This window comes from Microbacterium sp. WCS2018Hpa-23 (assembly GCF_031843845.1).
Taxonomy (GTDB): domain Bacteria; phylum Actinomycetota; class Actinomycetes; order Actinomycetales; family Microbacteriaceae; genus Microbacterium.
In genome coordinates, this window is the sequence record NZ_JAVTIZ010000001.1 from 533208 (window position 1) to 554777 (window position 21570).

The window sequence follows — 21570 nt, forward strand, 5'->3', positions numbered from 1 at the left end:
TGCGAGATCAGTAGGCGAGGAGCGCCGATACCGCCTTCTGCAGCTGCAGCACGGCGATCACGAGCACCAGCGCGGCGTTGAGGACGCTCGTGTGGGAGGCGATCCAGGCCCGGATGCGATGCAGTGCGGGGTCGGCGGCTTCGCCCTTCACGAGGACGAGGACGACCGGGATGCCGATGGGCAGCACACCGACGAGCCCGAAGATGAGGAGCACGAGGACACTGGCCGTCGTGTCGAGTGCGGCGAGGCGTACGTCGAGGGCGGCCAGGATCGCGCAGGACAGATCGACCGGGTTCAGCAGGAAGATCCCGGCACCCAGCGCCAGTGACCGCGCCGGAGTGAAGGTCTCCACGGACTTGAGCCACCCTGGGAGCTGAGGCGCGGCAGCGGTGACCTCGGTCGGTGAGGATGCCTGTGCCATCGCCAGCGTGTGGGCCCGCCCGCGGCGGTAGATCCAGACGGCGCCCAGGAGCAGGGAGATGCCGATCAGCAGCCGCACGATCGGCACCCAGAGAGGCGGGGCGTTGCGCTCATGGATCTCGAAGAACCCGAGCACAGCGAAACTCGCGAACACGCCGATGAAGACGCCGAGCGCCCAGCCGATCAGGAACATCACGCCGTTCACGCGTGCTCGCTGCGACAGCAGCACCGCGACGAGCGCCATGATCGCGAGCGGACTCATCACGACGCCCAGCGCCAGCGGCAGCAGAGACAGCACCAGATCGGTCATCGGCCCTCTCGCCCCCTGTTCTCATTCATACCGATCACTCGGTCCGTTCCCGACGGCGTCGTGTCACCACGATCGTTCCCATCGACAGAAGAAGCGCAGCTGCCGCTGACCCCGTGAGCATCTGCGCTCCGTCGATTCCGCTCGTGGCCAGCACCGTGACGACCTCGATGTCGGCACGAGCAGTCGCCGGCGGCACGGGGCCTCCACGGCCTTCCCCCGACACGGTGGCCACGTTCGTGACCGAACCCGCCGCGGCATCGGCCTCGGTGATCCGATAGGTCGCGGTGCAGGGTATGGATGCGCCTTCGGTGAGCACGGTCGAGGGGCACTCCACGGCTCCCACGAGCGGATCGTCGACGGTGATGTCTGTGATGTCGCCACCTCCGACATTGGCGACCAGGAAGCTGTAGCGCAGATCGGCTCCGGGGCCGATCTCGTCAGCGACCACCGGCTGAACCGTCTTCGTGAGGGTGAGAGCGGGCACAGGGTCAATGGCCTGCATGCGCAGTGTGCGGATCAGATGGACGTCGGTGAACGCGCCGGTCGACGCGGCGAACCCGAACTTGACCGCTTCGGGCACGGGGTCGGGCGCCTGCATCGAGAGCACTTCCTGCGGCCCGATGCCGTCGTGGAAGTCGATGACGACAGTGATGGTGTGAACCGGCTCCGGTTCGAGAATCAACGTGACCGTGCGCCGCGAGGGTTCGAGAGCCGCCACGGCCCCGGCCGGATCGGTGACGAGAGGCCCGGTGGTCGCACCGTGCAGAAGCGCGGGCAGCGTCGATGCGTTCGGGCCGGTGGCGGTCGCCGTGAGGAAGCAGTAGCCGAGCGTCTGGTCCTGGCCGACCGGCCCTCGGACGGTGACCATGTTCTCACCAGGTGCCGGCACCTGGAAGCTCGATCCCGCCGGCGAGAGCTGATCCGCGGGACATCCCGCTCCGCGCTGTTCCCAGTCGCCATAGAAATTGCCGAGCACATCGAAGCCGAACCCGAGGTAGCCGCCGGCCACGCCCGGAACGATGGTGTTCGCCGGGTTGTCGTCCGGCAGCTTCTTGGCGTAGCCGAGGCTTCCCCCGAAGGCACCGGGTGCGTCGAGGGTCGCGGTGGCATCGACGAGGAAGAAGGCGATGCCGTCTGCTGTCTCGTCGGCGAACTGCGGGATCGTCGAGTATCCGCCGTACTGCCACTGCTCGAACGTGATCTCCACCCCATCGGTCGCCTGGATGGGAGTGTCATAGAGCACGGCACCGGCTTGGTCGGGCAGCGCGTCCGTGAGCCGGAGGTAGCCGTTCGGTGCAGAACCGAGTGGCGGAGAGATCGGGAAGAGCGCCTCGAAGCCCGCTGGCGGTGGTCCCTGCAGCGGGCAACCGGTGAGCGGATGCTCCGCGGCGCCGAGGCCGCCGACGACGGGTGCGCCTGTCAGGCACGCCGTGCCGTACCCGGTGAACTCGCTCACCGCGGACTCGCCCGTGAAGTCCTCCTCGAGGAGCAGCGGACCGACTGCCTGGAGTGCAGTGCGCGGCGGCGCGGGCGCACCTGCAGCCGGAGTGGTGGCGCACGCGAGGATGGCTAGAGATGCGGCGAAGGAGATCACCACGAAGCGCGCAGTCCGTCGGCTACTCCGTCGACAGTGTGCCTGGAGGTCGGACATCGCTACCCACCACCTGAGTCGATCCGCTCGTCGAGCGTCGCTCTTGCCGGTCAGGGCCTGTCGCCTGCCGAATGGTTGATGGCCAATCTAGGTCGCCAGGCGACGGGGCGACGATGACGGATCACCTGAAGCGGGTGACCCATCGGTATCCCCATGTGGCTCGGACGCATGCTCCGCACGGATGCTGCGTGCCCCGTCGTCCTCAGAAACACGAAAGGCCGCCTGAGATCAGGCGGCCTTTTCGTATCGAGATGCTGCAGATGACGCGAGAACCGTTCAACTTACAGAGTGTGTGCCCCCGACTGGAATCGAACCAGCGACCTACGGTACCGGAAACCGGCGCTCTATCCACTGAGCTACGGAGGCGTACCGATCGACAATATCACTGCTCGGGCGTGGTCTCCGACCCTCCGGCCTCGGTCACCGGCGCGTCGCCGAGTTCCGCGAGCGCCGCGGCGAGCTTCTCCGCCAGGTACCGATGGCCGTCGGTCGAGGGATGCTGGCGTCCGACCTCGACGTCGATCACCGACAGGTAGTTCTGATCCGTGATCCAGTTCTGCGCGATGGGGGAGATGTACCACCACCCGCGGGCAGCCGCGAGCTCTCCGAGATCGGTGTCGATACGGGCGGTCTCGGTTCCGACGGGGAGCTCATGCGGTGCCGGCCCGAGAATGACGATCATCGCGTCGGGGTACGTCGCGGACATCGCATCCCACGCCGCATTCACGGCCTCGCGGTACCCGGCCACTCCCTGGGCTCGATCGTTGATCGACCCCTGCATGATGATCAGATCCGGTGTGAGCGTCGGGTCCAATGCGGCGATGCGCTCGCCGAACGCGGGGCCGTCGAGTCCGGGCTTGAGATATCCGCTGCCGCGGACGCCGTTCACGATGGTCTCGCCGTCGATCAGGTCCGCGAGCACGTAGGCGTAGCCGAGCGTCGGCTCGGTCGCAGCTGAGCCGTAGGTCCAGGAATCCCCGAACACCAGAACAGTCGGATGCTCGGGGAGCAGCAGTGGCACGGGGGCGATCGTGACTGCTTCGTCGGCGGCCGCAGCGGCGCCGACGGGCGCAGAAGACGGCACCGGAACCCACGGACGCCAGACGCCGAGGGCGACCGCGGCGAGAGCCAGGATCACGGCGACGGCGAGGCCCGCGACGGGCAGGCGGTGGCGGACGGATGCGGCCTTCATGGCATGACTGTAGATCACGATCCGGCCCTCGCAAATTCGGGCGCGTGACGCGCCGTAAACTGAGAGGCCTATGAACCCTGAAACGCTCGCCGAAGCCCTCCTCGCCGTCCTCGCACCGATCGCCGAGGAACGACGTCCGGGCGAGCCGCTCGCGCTCGCCGCATCCGACATCGTCCTCGACCGTCCGCGCAACCGCGACCACGGCGACTGGGCCTCGAACATCGCGATGCGTCTGGCGAAGCCGTTCGGCACCAACCCCCGGGAACTCGCCCAGCAGATCGCCGACGGACTCGCCGAGGTCGACGGCATCGCGAGCACCGAGGTCGCCGGCCCCGGGTTCATCAACATCCGTCTCGACGCGGCGGCAGCCGGCGCGCTCGCGAAGCTGATCGTCGACGCGGGCGCCGAGTACGGCCACAACGACTCGCGCTCCGACGAGGTGATCAACCTCGAGTTCGTGTCGGCGAACCCGACAGGACCGATCCACCTCGGCGGCACCCGCTGGGCCGCGGTCGGCGATTCGCTCGCCCGCATGCTCGCCTCTCAGGGAGCGAAGGTCACCCGCGAGTACTACTTCAACGATCACGGCGGTCAGATCGATCGCTTCGCACGCAGTCTGGTCGCCGCTCACCTGGGCGAACCGACCCCCGAAGACGGCTACGGCGGCGGATACATTCTCGACATCGCGAAGCGCGTCGAGCTCGCCTACGACGGCGACCTCTCGACCCTGTCGCCGGAAGACCTGCAGGAGGCTTTCCGCGCGAACGGCGTGAACCTGATGTTCGATGAGATAAAGGCGAGCCTGCACGAGTTCGGGGTCGACTTCGACGTCTACTTCCACGAGAACGACCTGCACGAGTCGGGGGCCGTCGAGCGCGCCATCTCGCGGCTCCAGGAGCTCGGCCACATGTTCGAGGCCGACGGCGCGCTGTGGCTGCGCACGACGGAGTTCGGCGACGACAAGGACCGCGTGGTGGTCAAGTCCGACGGGCAGCCGGCGTACATCTCCGGCGACCTGGCGTACTACCTCGACAAGCGCGAGCGCGGCTTCAACCGGTGCATCATCATGCTGGGTGCCGATCACCACGGCTACGTGCAGCGCCTCATGGCGATGTGCGCGGCATTCGGTGACGAGCCCGACGTCAACCTGCAGATCCTCATCGGGCAGATGGTCAACCTGGTGCGCGACGGCCAGCCGATGCGCATGTCCAAGCGTGCAGGAACCGTGGTGACGCTCGAGGACCTCGTCGAGATCGTCGGCGTGGATGCGGCGCGCTACGCGCTGACTCGCAGCTCGACCGACTCCAATCTCGACATCGATCTCGACGTCCTGCAGAAGCGCACGAACGACAACCCCGTCTTCTACGTGCAGTACGCACACGCCCGCACGCACAACGTGGGGCGCAACGCAGCCGATTCCGGCGTGGATCGCTCGGAGTTCGCTCCCGAGACGCTCACGCACGAGACGGAGGGCGCGCTGCTCGGCGCTCTGCAGGAGTTCCCGCGCATCGTCGCCTACGCCGCGGAGGTCCGCGAACCGCACCGTGTGGCGCGATACCTCGAGGAACTCGCAGGCCTGTACCACCGCTGGTACGACAACTGCCGCGTGATCCCCCAGGGCGACGACCCGATCGAGACCGTGCACCGCACGCGCCTGTGGCTCAACGACGCCGCGGGGCAGGTCTTCCGCAACGGCCTCCACCTCCTGGGTGTGTCCGCTCCCGAGCGGATGTGACTCGGCTGCCGTCCGCGCTGTAGGGCAGGATGGCAGCATGAGCGACGACAACCACACTCTCCCTTATCCCGCCGCTGATTCCGAGCATCCGACGCTCGTGATCCCGGGCGAGAAGGGGAATGCGGATGCTGTCGCCGCCGCGCCCGCGACGCGCAAGCGCAAGAGGTGGCCGTGGGTGCTGCTCATCATCGTGGTCGTGCTGGCACTGCTGGCCGTCGCAGCGGAGCTCGTGGTGCGTTCGGTCCTTCCCGGGATCGTCCGCGGAATCGTGATCGATCAGCTCGATCTGCCTGCAGACCAGGAGCTCGACGTGGAAGCCGAGGGCATCCTGATCCCGCAGCTGATCGGCGGAACGCTCGACACCCTTCATCTCTCGACGGATTCCGTGACATTGCAGGGGATCACCGGCGCGGTCGACGTCACCGCGACCGGGGTGCCGTTGCGTGGCGGCGACCTGAGCGGGGCGACCGGGACGATCCGGATCGACGAGTCGCAGTTCACCACTCTGCTCGCCGGCACCGATCTTCCCGTCGACACCGTGACGCTCGAGGCTCCGAACGCGACCGTCGCCGGAACGGTGAGCGTCCTCGGCATCGCGATCCCCGTCTCGCTCACGGTGACACCCGGAATCGCCGAGGGCGACCTGGAGCTGACCCCCGTGGGGCTCACGATCGGCGGCCTCGAGGTCGACGCGGATCAGGTCGGATCCTCTCTCGGATCCCTGGGTGATCGCCTCACCGAGACGCAGCGTGTGTGCATCGCCGACCAGCTCCCCGCCGGCATCACCCTGACGGGGCTCGAGATCGACGGCACGGAGGCTGTGATCGACGTAGATGTCGACGGTGCGATCGCGACCGACGCGAGCCTGCTCGACAAGGGTGTGTGCCCCCAGAGCTGAGGTCAGTCGGCGGTCGAGCCGGTACGGAACTCCTTCTCGGCCTTCTGCGCGGCGCGCAGCTCGGTGGTCGCGAGCGCGACCTCGGCCTCGGCGCGCTGCACGCGGCGCTGCGGGAACGTCGTCGCACCGAATCGGGCGTGCACGCGGTCGTGACGCTCTTCTTCCGATGTGACGATGTACGCGCAGGAGATCAGGATCACCTGGGTCGACAGGTTGAGCCAGATCAGCAGAGCCAGCAGCGAGGCGAACGAGGCGAGCAGCGGATTGCTGGTGGCACCTCCGATGAAGAGGCCCGACAGCTCCTGCAGCACGAGGAGCCCGATGCCACCCAGCAGGGCGCCTGTCCACAGCGATCGTGCAGACGGACGCGTTCCCGACAGCAATCGGAAGACGCCGGCGATCAGGGCCGTGTCGAGCGCGAGCACGACCAGGAGCGACACGATGCGGATGCTCCAGGTCGCTGTGGCGGAATCGTCGGAGATACCGAGCAGCCCGGCGATCCAGGTGATGCCGATGCGGCCGATGAAGGTGACCGCGGCCGCGGCCACGAATGCGAGGCCGATACCGATCGCGAGCAGGAGGTTGCGCAGCATCACCCAGATGAAGAGGATGTCGGCCTGGGCTGTGCCCGCGAGGAGCCGCACGGCGGTGCGGAGGGAACCGACGGCGGCGAGAGCCGAGCCGGTGAGCGCGATCACCGAGATCGCACCGGCGATCGAGAGTGAGACCGGGGCCTCGAGGTCGGACGGGTCGATGATCCCGCCGTCGCCGATGAGGCCGGGAATGACCGATTGCACTGCAGCGATGATCGCCTGCCACGCGTCGGGGTTGCCTGCGAGCCACAGTGCGGCGATCGAGAACCCGAGCAGGACGCCCGCGAACACGCTGAACAGCGCCCGGTACGTCACGCTGTCGGCGAGCATCGGGCCCCGGCGCTCCGAGTACAGCAGGAACGCGCGGATCGGCCGCCGCGTCAGTGCCCAGCGGATCGCCGCCGCGCTCACGCGCGCGATCAGGCCGGGACGGTCGGCATCGGGTGCTGCGGAGTCGGTGCTCATTCCCCCACCTTACGAGTGGCCGACGGGTGCTTTCAGGGGGTTGACGCCGGGCGTCACCATGACGGATGCGGCATGGAGGGTGCCCTAGAATCGGGGTCAACCTCGCAGTGCGCGTTCCCGCCCGAGACCCGTCCCACGATTGGTGTTCCTTGCTTTCCCCTGCCGATTCGCTCGCCCCGGAATGGCTCGTCGAGCCCGACGACGCGAACGATCTCCCGACCGCCGTGTGGCCCGCGTCCGCGATCCGCGACTCCGACGGGGTCATCCAACTGGCCGGCATCGCCGCCACCGCTCTCGCCCGGACTTACGGCACACCGCTCCTCGTGATCGACGAAGACGAGGTGCGCACCCGCGCGCGGGCGTTCAGACGCGCCTTCGACACGGCCGCCGCCGATCACGGCACGACCGCTCAGGTCTACTACGCCGGCAAGGCGCTGCTGACCACGACGATCGCCCGGTGGGTGGTAGATGAGGGACTCCGCATCGACGTGTGCACCGGGGGAGAGCTCGAGGTCGCTCTCGCCGCGGGAGTCGCTCCGGCATCGATGGGTTTCCACGGGAACAACAAGTCCGTCGCCGAGCTCGAACGCGCCGTCGAGGTGGGCGTCGGGACGATCATCGTCGACAGCGAGATCGAGATCGAGCGGCTGGCGGCGATCACCGCTCGGACAGGCGCGACCCAGCGCGTGCTGGTGCGGGTCATCAGCGGCGTGCACGCCGAGACGCACGACTTCCTCGCGACCGCCCACGAAGACCAGAAGTTCGGCTTCCCGCTGCCCGAGGCGGAGCGTGCCGTCGCGCGCATCCGTGAGATCCCCGGCATCGACTTCGCGGGCCTGCACTGCCACATCGGCTCGCAGATCTTCGGCGTCGCGGGCTTCCGCGAATCCGCGTCCCGCGTGCTCGAACTCCATGCCGCGCTCCTCGAGGATGGGCCGGTTCCGCAGCTCAACCTGGGCGGTGGCTTCGGCATCGCCTACACGAGCGTCGACGACCCGACGCCGATCGAGACGCTCGCTGGTGAGATCGTGACGGCGGTCGCCGAAGGCTGCGCGGCACGCGGCATCGCGCTCCCGGCACTGTCGTTCGAGCCCGGCCGAGCCATCGTCGGCACCGCGGGCGTGACGATCTACGAGGTCGGCACGACGAAGGACGTGGCGCTGGAGTCGGGTGCGACCCGTCGCTACATCAGCGTCGACGGAGGCATGAGCGACAACGCCCGTCCCGCACTCTACGGAGCCCAGTTCTCGGCCCGCCTGGCCTCACGAGTGGGCGTCGGTGCTGCGCAGCTCAGCCGTGTCGTCGGCAAGCACTGCGAGTCCGGCGACATCGTCGTCGATCATGAGTTCCTTCCGGCCGACGTCACGCCCGGCGATCTCCTGGCGGTCCCTGCCACAGGTGCCTACTGCGCTCCGCTGGCGAGCAACTACAACCACGTCCCGCGTCCTCCGATCGTCGCCGTTCGCGACGGTCGGTCGACGGTCATCGTCCGCGGCGAGACGGTCGCTGACGTCCTCTCGCGGGATGCGGGCATCGAAGCGCCCCAGAACCACCAGTGAGCCGCGCGTCACGCGATGCGGCAGCCGACGACACACGACTGATCCACCCTCCTAAGGAGAAGCAATGACGACTGAGTACCGACGACTTCGGGTGGCGCTTCTGGGCGCCGGCGCGGTCGGCTCCCAGGTGGCCGACCTCCTGCTGCGTCACGGTGACGAGCTCGCCGACCGCGCGGGGGCTTCGCTCGAACTGGCGGGCATCGCCGTGCGCAACCTCGACGCGCCCCGTGAGACCGACCTGCCGAAGGAGCTCTTCACGACCGACGCGGAGTCGCTGATCCTCGGCTCCGACATCGTGATCGAGCTGATCGGCGGAATCGAGCCGGCGCGCACGAGCATCCTGCAGGCGATCGGCTCCGGCGCAGACGTCGTCACCGCGAACAAGGCGCTGCTCGCCACGCACGGCCCCGAGCTGTTCGAGGCTGCCGACCGCGTCGGCGCCTCCGTCTACTACGAGGCCGCCGCTGCCGGTGCGATCCCGATCATCCGCCCGCTGCGCGACTCGCTCGCCGGCGACCGCGTCGTCCGCATCATGGGCATCGTGAACGGCACGACCAACTACATCCTCGACCGCATGGACACCGAGGGTGCAGACTTCGCCGACGTGCTCGCCGACGCCCAGCGACTCGGCTATGCGGAGGCCGATCCCACGGCCGACGTCGAGGGGTACGACGCCGCGCAGAAGGCCGCGATCCTCGCCAGCCTCGCCTTCCACACGGCTGTCCCGCTCGACGCCGTGTACCGCGAGGGCATCACGTCGATCACCGCATCGATGATCGACGAGGCCCGGGCGGCCGGATTCGTGATCAAGCTGCTCGCCGTCTGCGAGCGCATCGAGGCCAACGGTGCGGAGTCGATCTCGGTGCGCGTCTACCCGGCGCTCGTCCCGAAGACCCACCCGCTCGCGTCGGTCCACGGCGCGAACAACGCGGTGTTCGTCGAGGCGGAGGCGGCTGGCTCGCTCATGTTCTACGGCGCAGGTGCCGGTGGCGTGCAGACGGCATCCGCCGTTCTCGGTGACGTCGTCTCGGCGGCTCGCCGCCACATCGCCGGCGGGGTCGGCGTGGGAGAGTCCACCAGGGCGAACCTGCCGGTCGTGCCGATCGGCCACGTCACCACGCGCTACCAGATCACTCTCGAGGTCTCGGACGCCCCCGGCGTCCTCGCGACCGTCGCCGGCATCCTGAGCGACGGCGACGTCTCGGTCGCCACTGTGGTCCAGACGGTCGAGGGCGAAGACGAGCCCACCGCCCGTCTCGTCATCGGCACGCACCGTGCCACCGATGCGGCTCTCAGCGCGACCGTCGACGCACTCGCCGACAGCTCGGTCGTCGAGCGCGTCGTGTCGGTGCTGCGCGTGGAAGGCGAATGACGGTGGCATCAGCGCGCACGGTCGAGGTGACCGTACCCGCCACCAGTGCGAACCTGGGCCCCGGCTTCGACACGCTCGGGCTCGCGCTGAGCGTCTACGACACCCTCGTGGTCACGGAGCTGCCCGCCGGTGAGCTCGAGATCGAGGTCTCGGGTTCCGGCTCGGCCGAGATCCCGCGCGACGCGTCGAACCTGATCGTCCGGACGATCGCGCATGTCTACGCCGACGTCGATCGTGCGCTTCCCGGTCTGCGGATCATCGCGGAGAACGGCGTTCCGCACGGCCGAGGTCTCGGCTCCTCCGGAGCGGCCGTGGCCGCGGGCATCCTCGCGGCCAAGGGCCTGCTCGAGGGCGACGTCGAGATCAGCGATGCCGACATGCTGCGTCTCGCGACCGAGATCGAAGGGCACCCCGACAACGTGGCCCCCGCCCTCTTCGGCGGACTCACGATCGCGTGGATGGGGGAGCGGGGCGCGCAGCACAAGAAGCTGCTCGTGCACCGCGGTGTCTCTCCGCTCGTGCTCGTGCCGTCGTACACGATGTCGACCTCGAAGGCCCGTTCGCTCCAGCCGCCTCAGGTCTCGACCGCCGATGCGGTGTTCAACCTCTCGCGCTCGGCGCTGCTCATCGCGGCTCTGACCCAGAGCCCCGAGCTGCTGCTCGACGCGACGGCGGATCGCCTTCATCAGGACTACCGCGCCGAGGCGATGCCCGAGACGCAGCGCCTCGTTCAGGCTCTGCGCGCTGCAGGCTTCGCCGCTGTGGTGTCCGGCGCCGGACCCAGTGTGCTCGTGCTCGCCGACGGGCCCGGCAGCCGTCAGGACGCCGTGGAACTCGCCGAATCCACCACCGACACCCCGTGGGAAGCGCTGCTGCTCGCGGTCGACGTGCGTGGTGGTACAGTGGGGAATCGAGCGGAGGGCTCCACGTAACTGCGTGAATCTGGCCCCATTGCAACTCTGCAAGACCCGCACGCAAACCCCTGTGGCACTGCTCTCACCGAGAACTCGTTCTTTTCGAGAACCCAGTGCCGAGGCTGGCTGACGCCGAGCGTCAGCCCGTGCGACCGCGCGCAGCACCCGTTGTGCGCGTACCGCTCACGTCTCCGAGACCAAAGAGGGAGTACTCGTGGAGAATTTCTCCGAGACCCAGAACGACCAGGCGGCACCCGCCGCCGCTGCTCCGGCCCAGGCCGCGAGCTCCGACGCCGCGACCACCGCTGCGACCGAAGTGGCTCCGGCCCGCAAGCGTGCACCGCGCCGCGCGACCACCGCGACGGCGTCCGCCAAGGCGGAGAAGGCTGCTGCCGCTGCCGCTGCCGCCGCCGCCGACGCCGCCTCCGACAGCGCACCGGCGAAGTCCGAGGCGCCCGCGACGCGTGAGGCATCCGCGAAGGCGGAGACGCCGGCGAAGTCCAAGGCCCCGGCGAAGTCCGAGGCGCCCGCCGCCGACGCTCCGGCCGCCGAGGCCGCACCGAAGGCGAAGGCTCCTCGTCGCAGCCGCGCGAAGAAGGCCGACGCCGAGGCGCCCGCAGCCGAGTCGTCTGCCGCTCCGGCCGCTGACGCTGCTCCGGCTGCCGATGCTGCTCCTGCCGCCGACTCGTCCGACGCGCCTGCGAAGACCACCGGTCGCGGACGCCGCACCGCCAAGAAGCCGGCGGCCGACGCCGAGGCTCCGGCCGCCGAGAAGTCTGCCGAGTCCGCCCAGGCAGACTCCGCTCCCGTCGCCGACTCCTCCTCCGACTCCGCTGACGGCGGCGACGAGCAGGGTGGCCGCGGTCGCAACCGCAACCGCAGCCGCAACCGCGGACGCGGCCAGAACGGCAACGGCCAGGCCGGCGAGCAGCAGCAGGCGCAGCAGCCGCAGCAGCAGCAGAATGCCTCCGATGACGAGGGCGGCAACGGCCGCAACCGTCAGCGCAACAAGCGCCGCGGCGGAGCGCCGACCGACGAGTTCGACACCGAGATCGGCGAGGACGACGTCCTGATCCCGATCGCCGGAATCCTCGACGTGCTCGACAACTACGCCTTCGTCCGCACGACCGGCTACCTCGCCGGCCCCAGCGACGTCTACGTCTCGCTCGGACAGGTCAAGAAGTACAACCTGCGCAAGGGCGACGCGATCGTCGGCTCGATCAAGCAGCCTCGCGAGGGCGAGCAGCAGGGCCGTCAGAAGTACAACGCCCTGGTCAAGGTCGACTCGATCAACGGCCTGTCCATCGACGACGCGGCCACCCGCGTCGAGTTCGGCAAGCTCACCCCGCTCTACCCGCAGGAGCGCCTGCGTCTCGAGACGGCACCTGAGAAGCTGACCCAGCGCATCATCGACCTCGTCGCGCCTGTCGGCAAGGGTCAGCGCGGTCTCATCGTCGCGCCGCCCAAGGCCGGCAAGACGATCGTCCTGCAGCAGATCGCCAACGCGATCGCCCAGAACAATCCCGAGGTCCACCTCATGGTCGTGCTCGTCGACGAGCGCCCCGAAGAGGTCACCGACATGGAGCGCACGGTCAAGGGCGAGGTCATCGCCTCGACCTTCGACCGCCCCGCGGAAGACCACACCACGGTCGCCGAGCTCGCCATCGAGCGCGCCAAGCGTCTCGTCGAGCTGGGCCGCGACGTCGTCGTGCTGCTCGACTCGATCACCCGCCTCGGCCGTGCGTACAACCTCGCGGCCCCGGCTTCCGGACGCGTGCTCTCGGGCGGCGTCGACGCGTCGGCGCTGTACCCGCCCAAGCGCTTCTTCGGCGCCGCGCGCAACATCGAGAACGGCGGATCCCTCACGATCCTCGCCACGGCTCTCGTCGAGACCGGCTCCAAGATGGACGAGGTCATCTTCGAGGAGTTCAAGGGCACCGGCAACAGCGAGCTGCGTCTGTCGCGTCAGCTCGCCGACAAGCGCATCTTCCCCGCGGTCGACGTCAATGCCTCGAGCACCCGCCGCGAAGAGATGCTGCTGTCGGCCGACGAGGTCAAGATCACCTGGAAGCTGCGTCGCGCTCTTGCGGGCCTCGACCAGCAGCAGGCTCTCGAGGTCGTCCTGGGCAAGCTCAAGGAGACCCACTCGAACGTCGAGTTCCTGGTGCAGATGCAGAAGTCGATTCCGACGCTCCCCTCGGGTGCGCACGGTCACGACAACAACATCCGCTGAGCGGAGCCGCTGTGTTCGAGTCCGTCCAGACTCTGATCGACGAGCATCGCCGGGTGCAGGAGGAACTCTCCGACCCGGCGGTGCACGCCGATGCTGCCCGAGCGAAGCGCGTCAACCGCCGCTACGCCGAGCTGTCCAGGATCGTCGCCGCCCACGAGGCGTGGGTGGCGGCATCCGACGATCTGGACGCGGCGCGCGAACTCGCCCGCGAGGACGATGCGTTCGCCGATGAGGTCCCGGGTCTCGAAGAGAGCGTTCAGGCCGCGCAGGAGAAGCTCCGGCGCCTGCTGATCCCGAGGGATCCGGATGACGCGCGTGACGTGATCATGGAGATCAAGGCGGGGGAGGGCGGCGCGGAGTCCGCACTGTTCGCCGCCGACCTGCTGCGCATGTACATCCAGTACGCGGCGTCGAAGGGGTGGAAGACCGAGCTCCTCGAGCGCAACGAATCCGACCTCGGCGGATACAAAGACGTCCAGGTCGCGATCAAGGGATCGTCCACGGACCCTGCTCAGGGTGTCTGGGCGCATCTCAAGTACGAGGGCGGCGTGCACCGAGTGCAGCGCGTGCCAGCGACCGAGTCGCAGGGCCGCATCCACACCTCGACCACCGGTGTTCTGGTGTTCCCCGAGGTGGATGAGCCCGACGAGATCGCGATCAACCAGAACGATCTCAAGATCGACGTCTTCCGCTCTTCAGGCCCTGGCGGTCAGTCGGTGAACACGACCGACTCGGCCGTGCGCATCACGCACCTTCCCAGCGGCATCGTCGTGTCGATGCAGAACGAGAAGTCGCAGCTGCAGAACCGCGAGGCCGCGATGCGTGTGCTGCGTGCGCGACTACTGGCGAAGCAGCAGGAGGAGCTGGATGCCGCGGCATCCGACGCGCGCAAGTCGCAGATCCGCGGCATGGACCGCTCCGAGCGCATCCGCACGTACAACTTCCCCGAGAACCGCATCGCCGACCACCGCACCGGATTCAAGGCGTACAACCTCGATCAGGTGATGGACGGCGCGCTCGAGCCGATCATCGAGAGCGCGATCCAGGCCGACGAAGAGGCGCGTCTCGCCGCCGTCGGCTCGGAGTCCTGACCGGGCTCCTGACCGGCGTCCCACCCGGAGTCGGATCGGCGTCCTGCCCGCCGCCGGCCCTCGGGCCTCGCGCGTCCTCAGATCCGCGCCGCGTAGCGGTGCTCGGGTCGCCCGGTGGCGCCGTATCGCAGGCTGACCTCGACCACGGTCCGCGCAGCGAGTGCGGCGAGATGACGCTGCGCCGTGGCGCGGGATATTCCGACGCGCTCTCCGACCTCTGTCGCCGACGCCTCTCCGTCACCGAGCGCGGCGAGCACCAGCTGCTCGGTGGCCGACCGTGAGACCGAGACCGGCTCTCCCGCGCCGTGCAGGATCGCCAGCGCCCGATCGACGTCGTCCTGTCGCAGAGGGCGGTCCCCGGCGAGGAGGTTGCGATACCGCGCGTACCGGTCGAGCAGTCCGGTGAGCGCGCGTCGATCGAAAGGCTTGAGCAGATACCCCACGGTGCCCGACTTCAACGCACGGCGGACCGTCGGGGCGTCGTCGGCAGCCGAGATGAGGATCGCATCGACCCCGGCATCCTGCACCAGCGCGATACCGTCTCCGTCCGGCAGGAAGACGTCGGCCAGCAGCAGGTCAGGACGCGAGGAACGGATGCTCTCCCGCGCTTCGGCGATCGACCGCACGGGCTCGAGTGCGATGAAGCCGGCCTGCTCGTCGACGATTCCCCGATGCAGTTGCCCGACACGGAAGTCGTCGTCGAGGATGAGGACGCGCACGGGGTCTGTCATGAGTTCTCCTTCTGAACTGTCGAGAGAGGGGAGACGGCGCCGCTGAGGCGCGCGGCGAACACAGCGCCGTGCTGCGCCCCTCCGGGGTCGATGACCCAGAGTTCCCCGCCGCTGCGCCGTGCGATCTCGCGGGCCAGCGGAAGTCCGATGCCGTGACCGTGCACGGCAGCGTCGGTGTCGGTGTCGGCGTCGTCGGAGGCAGCTCGCGGTGACAGGGGATCGACGTCTCCGAGACCCGCTCCCGAGTCCGACACCGTGACCACGAGCGCATCGCCGTCGCCGAGCACGGCGACCTCGACCCAGCGGGGCGACCTCTCGCCCGCGACCGCGGCCGTCACGGCGTTGTCGACCAGATTGCCCAACACGGCCGCGACGTCCTCCGGTGCTGCCACACTGCCGATCAGCTGCGTCTCGTCTGCGATGCGCAGCGCGACGCCGCGCTCGCCCGCCTCCACGCCCTTGGCTCCGAGGAACGAGTGCAGGAAGGAGTCGCCGAGCAGGTCGAGTCCCGCGATCGGGAACGCCACGGAGCCGCGCTCGACCAGCTCGCCGAGGAAGGCCCTGGCATCATCGACCCGCTCCGCGTCGATGAGTCCTGCGGCGACGTGCATGCGGTTGGCGAACTCGTGCCGCTGCACGCGCAGCGCGGCGGTCATGGTGCGCACAGTCTCCAGCCGTTCGGTCAGAGCGATGACGTCGGTGCGATCGCGGACGATCAGCACATCACCGAGCGCCCGCCCGTCACGCACGACAGGCCTCGAGTCGAGGTACAGCACGCGGTCGTCGACGACGGCGCTGGATCGTGCTCGGTCACCCGTCACGGTCTCGAGCACGGAAGCAGGGAGTCCGAGGTCGGCGAAGGGGCGGCCGACAGGGGCGTCGAGCCCCAGCATCCGATCTGCGGCGTCGTTGCTCACCCTGACGATCCCGGCGGAGTCGACGGCCAGCACGCCGTCGTCCACACCGTTCAGGACCGCTGTCTGGTTCTGCACGAGCGCCACGAGCTCCTCCGGCTGGACGCCGAGGGTGAGGCGTTCCCAGCGCCGGCGAAGGAGGAGGAACGCGAGGCCGGCCAGTGCGAGTGCGCCGAACGCGGTGACGCCGATCACAGCGAGCAGCGGGGGCAGGTCGTCGAAGACCCCTGTCCGTTCGAAGCCGACGCTGATCTCGCCGACGGGAATCCCTGCGTCGTCGCGGACGGGGACCTTCGCACGCGCGGACTCGCCGAGCGTTCCGGTCTGCCAGTCGACGACCTCGTTCCCCTCGAGGACCTCTTCGAACGGCGTGCTGACGACTTCGCCGATGCGCGAGCTGATCGGATGGGCGAGGCGGATGCCGTCCTCGTCGGTGATCACGACGAACAGTGCACCCGTGCGATCCGACACGTTCATCGCGATGCGCTGCAGATCTCCGTCTCTGAGCGATTCAGCGTCCGGTGCATCGTTCGCGGCGGAGAGGAGCGCGACCTCGGTGCGTACCTGCGGATCCTCCGCCAGCGTCCTGGCGATGCCGAGAGCTGTGGACTCGGCCTCGGCGCGCAGCTGCTGGACGGCGACGGCGAGGTACACGCCTGTGCACAGGGCGACCACGAGCGCGACGGTCGCGAGGTGAAGCAGGAGCGTGCGCGTCGCGAACCTCGGCCTGATCGTCGTCGTCTTCGACACGGTTCTCCCTTCGCGCAATATGCGCAGAACCCACGCTACGCGCACAACGTCGGGGAATGCGGGATACCGCACCCGCACGTCGTGTATTGCCTAGTCTCGTCAGGATCCGTCGCAGACGACGGTGCGACGACGAAGGAGTCACCGTATGCCCGACATGCTCACCGGCCTGCCCGCGGCCGCAGAAGAGGCGCCCACGTACGACGTGGCGTTCGTGCCGCCGGAGTGGGTCCTCGTCCTCCTCGGATTCACCATGGTGCTGGCGTTCATGACGCTCATCATGACGAAGCGCCTGACGCCCATGGTGGCGTTGATCCTGGTCCCCACCGTCTTCGGCCTCTTCGCCGGCGCAGGTCTCGGCCTCGGGGACATGATCCTGGACTCGATCGCGACCATGGCGCCGACCGCCGCGCTGCTGATGTTCGCGATCATGTTCTTCGGCATCATGATCGACGTCGGCCTGTTCGATCCGCTCATCCGGATGATCACGCGCCTGCTCGGCGACGACCCCGCGAAGGTCGTGCTCGGCACGGCGATCCTCGCAGGTGCGGTCTCGCTCGACGGAGACGGGTCCACGACGTTCATCATCACGACCTCGGCGATGCTGCCGATCTACCTGCGGCTCGGCATGAGCCCTGTGGTGCTCACCTGCGTGGCCGGACTCATGAACGGCACGCTGAACATCGTGCCGTGGGGTGGCCCGACGGTGCGCGCGGCGACAGCCCTCGGCCTGCAGCCGACGGAGATCTTCGTGCCGATGCTCCCGGCCCTCGGCGTCGGCATCCTCGTGACGCTCGGCTTCGCCTGGATGCTCGGGCTGCAGGAGCGCCGACGGCTCGGACGGCTCGACTCCGACGGGCGGCTCACCGGGGCCGACGGCGGGGCGCTTTCGACGGTCCCGAAGCTCTTCCGCGGCTCCGATGCGACCCCGGGCGCCCGCGCCGCGCTGCGCACCGGCAACATCGTGGTCGTCTCCGGCGGACGCGGCCCCGTCGCCGCCGCGAGCGTCGACCTCGCGGACACCGCGATGGCCGACACCATGCTCGACCCTGCCCGGCCTACTCTCCGACCCCAGCTGATCTGGTTCAACCTGGCGCTCACGGTCGCCGTCATGGTGCTGCTCGTGCTCGACATCATGCCGCTCCCGTACGTGTTCATGGTCGGCGCCGCCGTGGCCCTCCTGGTCAACTTCCGCGGGATCAAGGATCAAGCGTCCGAGATCGTCGCCCATGCGCCGAGCATCGTGGGGGTCGTGTCGATGGTGATCGCCGCCGGCGTGCTGGTCGGAGTCCTGTCGGGCACCGGGATGGTCGACGCCATGGCGACCTGGATCACCGACGTTCTCCCGCCGACACTCGGCCCGTTCCTCGCGCCCATCACCGGGCTCCTGTCGATCCCGTTCACGTTCTTCATGTCGAACGACGCGTTCTACTTCGGCATCCTCCCCGTGCTCTCCCAGAGCGCCGCGGCGTTCGGCATCGACCCGGTCGAGATGGCGCGCGCGTCGATCATCGGGCAACCCGTGCACCTGCAGAGCCCGCTCGTGCCGGCGATCCTGCTGCTCGTCTCGCTGGCGAGCGTCAACCTCGGCGATCATCACCGGAAGGTCCTGTGGCGTGCGACGGTCGTGTCGCTCGTCATGCTCGGAGTCGGCATCCTGTCCGGTGCCATCCCGTTCTTCGTGGCGCAGTGACACAGAGATCGCGGGGAGCCTGACGCTCCGGCTCCCCGCGATCGCGCTCGGTCGAATCCCGAGCGGCAGTCACGATCACACTGCGGTTCCCCGTCGTTCTGCGCGGTGGCGCTAGGCTCGGGCCGTGATCACGTTCCTCTTCCGCGCGCTCCTGTATGTCGTGTCCGCAGGTCTCGGCCTCATCGTCGCCGATCTCGTGCTCGACGGATTCCAGATCCAGTGGGACAAGTGGTGGGGCTTCGTCATCTGCATCCTGATCTTCGCGATCGTGCAGAGCGTCCTCGCTCCCTGGGTCAGCAAGATCGCCGATCGTTACGCGCCGGTGCTGATGGGCGGCATCGGGATCGTGTCGACTCTGATCGCCCTGGTCGTCGTCGTGCTGCTGCCGATCGGCGGCCTGCGCATCGTCGATCTCACCGGCTGGCTGCTCGGAGCCGTGATCGTGTGGCTCGTCACGGCGCTCGGCAGCGTGCTGCTGCCTCTCATCTTCCTGCGCAAGAAGGTCGAGAAGTCGCGGGCTCGCTGAGGCGTCCGTTCAGACGCTGGACGCACTCTCAGATGGAGTAGTCGGGCGCGGTGAGCATCGCTTTGGTGTCCTCGCCGAGGATGCGCGCCCGAGCCTTCGCCGGGATCCCGACCAGGATGCTGTCTGCGGGGGCATCGCGGGTGACCACGGCGTTCGCGCCCACCACCGATCCCTCGCCGATCGTGATGGGGCCGAGGATCTTGGCTCCCGCACCCACTGCGACGCCGTCACCGAGGGTCGGATGCCGTTTGCCGGAATCCCTGGTGCGGCCGCCGAGCGTGACCCCGTGATACAGCATCACATCGTCGCCGACCTCGGCGGTCTCTCCGATGACCACGCCCATGCCGTGATCGATGAAGAATCGCCGTCCGATCTGCGCGCCGGGGTGGATCTCGATGCCCGTCAGCCAGCGCGAGACCTGCGACGTCGCGCGTGCGAGCAGCCGGAGCCGCCGGCGCCAGAGCGCATGCGAGACGCGGTGCGCCCAGATGGCGTGCAGGCCGGGATAGAGGAGTGCCACCTCTGCTGCGCTGCGAGCAGCGGGGTCGCGAAGTCGAGCTGCCGCGATGTCCTCGCGCATTCGGCCGATCATGCCCATCGGACGGATCAGGATTCGCGCAGGTGCTCGTACAGAGCGGTCGAGAGGTAGCGCTCACCGAACGAGGGGATGATGACGACGATGGTCTTCCCTGCGGCCTCCGGACGCTGCGCGACCTGCAGAGCGGCCCAGATCGCGGCACCGCTCGACATGCCGACGAGGATGCCCTCACGGCTCGCGGTCTCCCGTGCGACCCGGATGGCATCGTCGAAGGTGACGTCGATGACCTCGTCGAGGACGTCACGGTCGAGGATCGGCGGCACGAAGTTCGGTCCGATGCCCTGGATCTTGTGCGGTCCGGGGTGTCCCTCGGTCAGGATGGGGGAGTCCTTGGGCTCCACGGCGACGATCTGGACACCGGGGACGCGCTCCTTCAGCACCTGGCCGACCCCGGTGATCGTTCCGCCGGTGCCGATGCCCGCGACGAGGTAGTCGACGGAGCCCTCGGTGTCACGGAGGATCTCCTCGGCCGTGGTCCGGCGGTGGATGGCGGGGTTCGCCTCGTTGGCGAACTGCTTCGCCAGCACGGCACCCGGCGTCCGGGCGGCGATGGCCTCAGCCTCGGAGATCGCGTGCGTCATGCCCTTCGTGGGGTCGGTGAGGACGAGCTCGGCACCGAATGCCTTGAGGAGCATGCGCCGCTCCTTCGACATCGATGCGGGCATCGTGAGGATCACCTTGTAGCCGCGCGCTGCGCCGACCATCGCCAGCGCGATGCCGGTGTTGCCGCTCGTGGCCTCGATGATCGTGCCCCCGGGCTTCAGCTCGCCGGATGCCTCAGCCGCGTCGACGATCGCGATGCCGAGCCGGTCCTTGACGCTCGACGCTGGATTGTAGAACTCGAGCTTGGCGAGCACGGTCGCGCCGAGACCCTCGGTGACCCGGTTCAGGCGAACCAGAGGGGTGTTGCCGAACGCGCTGGTGATGTCGGAGTGGATACCGGGCATGGGGAGAGCCTTCCTGTGCGGGGTGACTGCGGCTCCAGCCTAGGCGAGCGCCCTCGGGGGTCGGGCAATATGACACCTTCCCGCGCTCTACGCTTGTGCTCATGCCTGATATCTCCCTCGCATCCGCGGTGCACGCCGCCGCCCGACGACTCACGGAGGCCGGCGTCCCGGATCCGCTCGTCGATGCGGAGCTCCTGGCAGGGCACATCCTCGGTGCGCGGCGAGGCGAGGTGCAGGCCGCAGTGATCCGGGGCGACGCGATCCCCGATGATGCTGCGGTCGCCTTCGACGCGCTCGTCACCCGCCGCTCGGCGAGGGAGCCGCTGCAGCACATCACCGGGACGGCGCCGTTCCGGCACCTCGAACTCGCGGTCGGACCCGGCGTCTTCGTCCCCAGACCCGAGACCGAGACCGTGGTGCAGTACGCGATCGACGCCCTTCTGGGATCGCCGTCGCCCGAGCCCATCGGCGTCGACCTCGGCACCGGGAGCGGGGCCATCGCACTGGCGATGGCGACCGAGGTGCCCCACTCACGGATCTTCGCGACGGAGCTGTCTCCCGATGCCTATCCGTGGGCGGCGAGGAACACCACGGGGGTCGACAACCTGACGCTCGTCAACGAAGACCTGGCCCACGCCTTCGGTGACCTCGACGGCACGGCGGACGTGGTGATCTCCAACCCCCCGTACGTGCCGGACGCCGCGGTGCCCCGCGACCCCGAGGTGCGACTGTACGACCCGTCGATGGCGCTGTACGGGGGAGCGGACGGCCTCGACATCGTGCGTGTCCTCAGCGTCCGCGCGCTCGAGCTCCTGCATCCGGGCGGACTGCTCGTGATCGAGCACGGGGAGCTGCAGGGGGAGGAGATCCGCAGCATCCTCACTCGCGACGGATGGCGTGCAGCGGCGACGCATCGCGACCTGACCCTGCGTGATCGGGCCACGACCGCTCTGCGCCCCTGAAAGCGGACACGAACCGCCC

General features: G+C 68.8%; 18 protein-coding genes and 1 tRNA gene. 10 read left to right on the forward strand and 9 right to left on the reverse strand.

The genetic code is table 11. The features are described 5' to 3' along the window. Positions 1-7: 7 nt before the first annotated feature. From RQG77_RS02455 to RQG77_RS02470, 4 genes are all read right to left on the reverse strand, one after another. Positions 8-730, reverse strand: coding sequence for a GAP family protein (locus RQG77_RS02455; protein ID WP_311243280.1), 723 nt, complete (start codon positions 728-730; stop codon positions 8-10). Positions 731-764: 34 nt separating this feature from the next. Next, on the reverse strand, positions 765-2327 hold the full coding sequence (locus RQG77_RS02460) for a lectin-like domain-containing protein (RefSeq protein ID WP_311243281.1): 1563 nt from the start codon (positions 2325-2327) through the stop codon (positions 765-767). A gap of 347 nt (positions 2328-2674) precedes the next feature. Further along, positions 2675-2747 (reverse strand) — tRNA-Arg (locus RQG77_RS02465). Between the two features lie 16 nt (positions 2748-2763). Continuing rightward, positions 2764-3573, reverse strand: coding sequence for an SGNH/GDSL hydrolase family protein (locus RQG77_RS02470; RefSeq protein ID WP_311243282.1), 810 nt, complete (start codon positions 3571-3573; stop codon positions 2764-2766). Between the two features lie 70 nt (positions 3574-3643). Here RQG77_RS02470 and argS point away from each other — a divergent pair, with 70 nt between their 5' ends. Both argS and RQG77_RS02480 read left to right on the forward strand, forming a co-directional pair. Continuing rightward, positions 3644-5308, forward strand: a complete 1665-nt coding sequence (argS, locus tag RQG77_RS02475) for an arginine--tRNA ligase (protein WP_311243283.1) — start codon at positions 3644-3646, stop codon at positions 5306-5308. 37 nt (positions 5309-5345) lie between these two features. After that, positions 5346-6206 carry a DUF2993 domain-containing protein gene (locus RQG77_RS02480; protein WP_311243284.1) on the forward strand — a complete coding sequence of 287 codons (861 nt, stop codon included), beginning with the start codon at positions 5346-5348 and terminating at the stop codon, positions 6204-6206. A 2-nt stretch (positions 6207-6208) separates the two neighbouring features. Here the strand turns inward: RQG77_RS02480 and RQG77_RS02485 are convergent, their stop codons facing one another. Further along, the gene (locus RQG77_RS02485) at positions 6209-7264 is read right to left on the reverse strand and encodes a YhjD/YihY/BrkB family envelope integrity protein (RefSeq protein ID WP_311243285.1); all 1056 of its coding nucleotides are present in this window, start codon (positions 7262-7264) and stop codon (positions 6209-6211) included. 149 nt (positions 7265-7413) lie between these two features. Between RQG77_RS02485 and lysA the strand changes: the two genes are divergently transcribed. The 5 genes from lysA to prfA all read left to right on the forward strand — a co-directional run bounded on the left by lysA (position 7414) and on the right by prfA (position 14433). Then, on the forward strand, positions 7414-8823 hold the full coding sequence (gene lysA, locus RQG77_RS02490) for a diaminopimelate decarboxylase (RefSeq protein ID WP_311243286.1): 1410 nt from the start codon (positions 7414-7416) through the stop codon (positions 8821-8823). A gap of 64 nt (positions 8824-8887) precedes the next feature. Continuing rightward, positions 8888-10195, forward strand: coding sequence for a homoserine dehydrogenase (locus RQG77_RS02495; protein WP_056308286.1), 1308 nt, complete (start codon positions 8888-8890; stop codon positions 10193-10195). Beyond that, on the forward strand, positions 10192-11127 hold the full coding sequence (gene thrB / locus RQG77_RS02500) for a homoserine kinase (RefSeq protein WP_311243287.1): 936 nt from the start codon (positions 10192-10194) through the stop codon (positions 11125-11127). The genes RQG77_RS02495 and thrB overlap by 4 nt, the downstream gene beginning before the upstream one ends. 196 nt (positions 11128-11323) lie before the next feature. Then, positions 11324-13342: a transcription termination factor Rho gene (gene rho, locus RQG77_RS02505; protein WP_311243288.1), complete on the forward strand. Its 2019-nt coding sequence runs from the start codon at positions 11324-11326 to the stop codon at positions 13340-13342. 11 nt (positions 13343-13353) lie between these two features. After that, positions 13354-14433 carry a peptide chain release factor 1 gene (gene prfA, locus RQG77_RS02510; RefSeq protein WP_311243289.1) on the forward strand — a complete coding sequence of 360 codons (1080 nt, stop codon included), beginning with the start codon at positions 13354-13356 and terminating at the stop codon, positions 14431-14433. A gap of 77 nt (positions 14434-14510) precedes the next feature. Here the strand turns inward: prfA and RQG77_RS02515 are convergent, their stop codons facing one another. Then, positions 14511-15164: a response regulator gene (locus tag RQG77_RS02515; protein WP_311243290.1), complete on the reverse strand. Its 654-nt coding sequence runs from the start codon at positions 15162-15164 to the stop codon at positions 14511-14513. Continuing rightward, positions 15161-16828, reverse strand: coding sequence for a sensor histidine kinase (locus tag RQG77_RS02520; protein ID WP_311243291.1), 1668 nt, complete (start codon positions 16826-16828; stop codon positions 15161-15163). The genes RQG77_RS02515 and RQG77_RS02520 overlap by 4 nt, the downstream gene beginning before the upstream one ends. 145 nt (positions 16829-16973) lie before the next feature. Between RQG77_RS02520 and RQG77_RS02525 the strand changes: the two genes are divergently transcribed. Continuing rightward, a complete protein-coding gene (locus RQG77_RS02525; RefSeq protein WP_311243292.1) occupies positions 16974-18518 on the forward strand; it encodes a CitMHS family transporter in 1545 nt (514 codons plus the stop codon). Between the two features lie 124 nt (positions 18519-18642). Next, positions 18643-19044, forward strand: a complete 402-nt coding sequence (locus tag RQG77_RS02530; protein ID WP_311243293.1) for a phage holin family protein — start codon at positions 18643-18645, stop codon at positions 19042-19044. Positions 19045-19072: 28 nt separating this feature from the next. Here RQG77_RS02530 and epsC read toward each other — a convergent pair whose 3' ends face one another. Beyond that, the gene (gene epsC / locus RQG77_RS02535; protein ID WP_056509247.1) at positions 19073-19642 is read right to left on the reverse strand and encodes a serine O-acetyltransferase EpsC; all 570 of its coding nucleotides are present in this window, start codon (positions 19640-19642) and stop codon (positions 19073-19075) included. Between the two features lie 8 nt (positions 19643-19650). Then, entirely contained in the window at positions 19651-20589 is a 939-nt protein-coding gene (cysK, locus tag RQG77_RS02540; protein ID WP_056509250.1) for a cysteine synthase A, read from the reverse strand. Positions 20590-20690: 101 nt separating this feature from the next. Here cysK and prmC point away from each other — a divergent pair, with 101 nt between their 5' ends. After that, positions 20691-21551 (forward strand): peptide chain release factor N(5)-glutamine methyltransferase, encoded by an 861-nt coding sequence (prmC, locus tag RQG77_RS02545; RefSeq protein ID WP_311243294.1) that lies wholly within the window; start codon positions 20691-20693, stop codon positions 21549-21551. Positions 21552-21570 lie beyond the last annotated feature (19 nt).